Genomic DNA, 3,226 nt, shown 5'->3' with positions numbered 1-3,226 from the left:
CATGAGATTATCTCAACGGGTAATCTTCCGAATTCAGTAACAAGTCGAGGAGGAACCTCCACAGACTCAATCTACCAAGTCGTAACTACACTACACACTGACACTCAAGTACAGACAGATTCACCAACGGCAGAAAAGCAGCCACTGAGAATTTACGATTCTGTGCTTGAACGTCTTGAAAAAATCAATTGTTTACAGGATTTAATTCAGCAAGACCGGCTTGTAATCATCATGAGAGAGGAAAGGTTGATCATTACATTGCTATCGGAGGATAGAAACTGGTCGCACTGATTGGATATGTTGTGACACGAACCGGAAAAAATGCGCTTTTTAACGGAGACGTGTTACTTTTATTTGATTAGTTAACAGGTTATTTTTAAGTTGAAATGTGACCCGGAAGAATCGGTTGATCACCCTTGAGGTAAGGCTGACCCGTTTTGAACTGAAAAGAAGATATTCCCGAATGGTTTACTTACTTCTCAGCCCAGAGAGAGATTGATTCTTTGAGTTTAAGAGATGTTGGGCGGGAACATATTCAAATTTCAAATCCGACGAAAGACGAATTTGACATTTCCACTGCGATTTTTTTGACAATTTTCAAAATAGTCGGTTAAAAACTTCAACTTTTTGTCCCTTTCGAGCCCTTTTTACGAGGCGAAACGGCATACTATCTCTATGAGTAATCAACCTTATTTAGTCAAACTGGCTCTGCGCCTGGCAGCGGGTCTGGCAAAAATGCCACCAGCCGCTTTGGAAAAACATCGCTCATTTATCCTCACGCAACAGCAGGCAGATGGCGGATTTTCCGGGAGAGACGGCGGCTCCGATCTCTATTACACGGGATTCGCGGTTCGCAGTCTGGGAATCCTGGGAGGTGTTGAAAAGCAGGAATGTATTCAGATCAGCCGGTTTCTCAGACAATTTCAGATCGACAACCTGTCGACCATCGATTTGCTCAGTTGGCTGTACTGCGCACTGATCATTCAGGCCTCGGGGGGAGAAGATCTCCTGTCTGAGGCACCTGAAAACTGGAATTCGCAGATTTCCCGCAATCTGGAACGCTTGAGAACAAACGACGGCGGTTATGCGAAATCAGAACAGGGCGCCCTGGGAAGTACCTACCATACATTCCTGGTGGTATTGATCTACCAGTTAATCGGCCTTGAGATTCCCGGTCAGAACGATTTGATCCAGTTCCTTTACGACAGGCAGCGCGACGATGGTGGTTTTGTAGAAATTACACCCATGAAACGCAGTGGCACGAACCCCACCGCGGCCGCTGTCGCGACATTAATGATACTGAACTCGATGGATGACGAACTGAAAGAGGACGTGCGCGAATTCCTGACCCAGGTCAAAAGTTCCGAAGGAGGCTTTCAGGCGAACACCCGCATTCCCTTTGCCGATGGTTTATCAACGTTCACCGGATTGCTGACGGCACAGGATCTGGACCTCGACTTAACATCTCTCGTCGATCGAAGTCAATTGATGAAATTCATGACCGAGTGGCTTGAGTTTCCGACGGGAGGGTTCCGCGGCGCCAGCTGGGATGAACAGGCCGATGTGGAATATACGTTTTATGGCCTGGGGGTACTGGCACTGCTTTCGACATAACCAGAGCAGACAGCCGGACTTAATCCTGCGCATCTTCCATATAAAGTAAACGCCCGCAAGACTTACAGAAAACAAGCCGACCCGAGTTCAGTTCCACGCGCAACTGCGGTTCGATCATTACATTGCAGGCGGAGCAAAACTTACCTTCCACACTCGCCAGGGCCCCCGAACCATGTCCCCGCACGAGTCGTGCAAACTGGACCTTGATGTTATCCGGAATAATTCGTTCAGCATCGGCGATGGCCGCTTTGCATTCCTGGATTTCTTCATCCAGTGAATTACGGGCTGCTTCGAATTCCTGCGCTATTTTTTTGGCATCTTCGCGTGCCGTGTCTTTTTTTGTGACCCAGGACTGAACTTCGGTTTCCGCGGCGTCAATTTTTTCCATCAACTCCAGAATTTCATCTTCCAGGACACTATTCGCCATTTGATCTGCTTCAATTTGTCCCTTAATAATGTCAAACTCTTTATTTGACGAAGCCGTATTCAGTTTTCCCTTTAAATTAAGGATTTTTGCCTCATTGGAATGTAAGTCCAGATTCTTCTGCTGGACCTGCTTTTTCAACTGAGTAACCTGTTCCTGAGCCGTCTTGAGTTTGTCTTCCTGCTGCAAAGCGAACTGTTCTTTAAATTTGATTCGCTTCGGGCCCAGCTCTAATTTTTCATTGACCTCATGCAATCTTAAATAAAGATGGTGTAAGGCTTTCAAACCGGCGGCAGTCGTTGACATGTTAAAGAACTCCAGAAACACTTATTTTTTGAGAGGCAGTATATTAGCTGCCTCAATGCACTTGCTTTGTTATAAAGATTATTGCTGGAAATAGCCAGACACACGCAGGAAAACTGACAGATCTTCTCAGCGTCACATGAACAATAAAACGAAAACCGCTGATCCGGAGCAATAAAAAAACGCCGATCAAAAATGATCGGCGTTTGAATTTCAGATGCTGGCAGATGCCGTGGCGTCTACTTCTTCCAGTTCGGGCTCAGACTGCCCCCATTCGGGAACCAGGCCCTCAATAAAGCCTTGTAATTGTTTACTGCGGACCGGATGTTGTAATTTTCTGACCGCCTTGGCTTCAATCTGCCGGACACGTTCGCGTGTCACTTTGAAAATCCGGCCGACTTCTTCCAGGGTATAGGTATAACCGTCTCCTAAACCAAACCGAAGTTTGATGATTTCACGCTCACGGTAAGTCAGCGTTTTCAAAACATGATCGATTTTATCTTTGAGCATCTCCTGGCTGGCTGTGTTGACAGGGCTGTCCGAATCAGAATCTTCGATGAAATCACCAAAGTAGCTGTCTTCACTTTCACCCACGGGTCGATCCAGGCTGATGGGATGACGGGAGATTTTGAGCACGCGTCGCGTTTCTTCCAGACTGATGCCCGCCACTTCTGCCGTTTCTTCCATTGTGGGCTCGCGCCCGTTTTCCTGCAGCAGTTGCTTGCTGACCTTCCTCAATTTGGACATGGTCTCAATCATATGCACGGGAATCCGAATCGTGCGCGCCTGATCGGCAATGGCTCGCGTAATCGCCTGTCTGATCCACCAGGTGGCATAAGTCGAGAATTTATAACCACGACGATATTCATATTTATCGACGGCTCG

At 47.1% G+C, this 3,226-nt stretch carries 4 protein-coding genes; 2 read left to right on the top strand and 2 right to left on the bottom strand.

The features are described from left to right. Both Q0294_RS20645 and Q0294_RS20640 read left to right on the top strand, forming a co-directional pair. Nucleotides 1-291 (top strand): hypothetical protein (locus Q0294_RS20645; protein ID WP_299469227.1); only part of this gene is annotated, 291 nt, incomplete at its 5' end. A gap of 384 nt (nt 292-675) precedes the next feature. Beyond that, entirely contained in the window at nt 676-1,614 is a 939-nt protein-coding gene (locus tag Q0294_RS20640; RefSeq protein WP_299469225.1) for a prenyltransferase/squalene oxidase repeat-containing protein, read from the top strand. 19 nt (nt 1,615-1,633) lie between these two features. On the opposite strand, the gene Q0294_RS20635 is transcribed toward Q0294_RS20640, so the two are convergent. Beyond that, nucleotides 1,634-2,344 carry a C4-type zinc ribbon domain-containing protein gene (locus tag Q0294_RS20635; protein WP_299469223.1) on the bottom strand — a complete coding sequence of 237 codons (711 nt, stop codon included), beginning with the start codon at nt 2,342-2,344 and terminating at the stop codon, nt 1,634-1,636. Between the two features lie 210 nt (nt 2,345-2,554). Further along, nucleotides 2,555-3,226: sigma-70 family RNA polymerase sigma factor (locus tag Q0294_RS20630; protein WP_299469222.1), on the bottom strand; the 672-nt coding region annotated here is incomplete at its 5' end.

The organism is uncultured Gimesia sp. (genome assembly GCF_937919775.1).
GTDB lineage: Bacteria > Planctomycetota > Planctomycetia > Planctomycetales > Planctomycetaceae > Gimesia.
The sequence above is the reverse complement of the archived record's forward strand: the minus strand, read 5'-3'. Positions and strand labels throughout refer to the sequence as shown.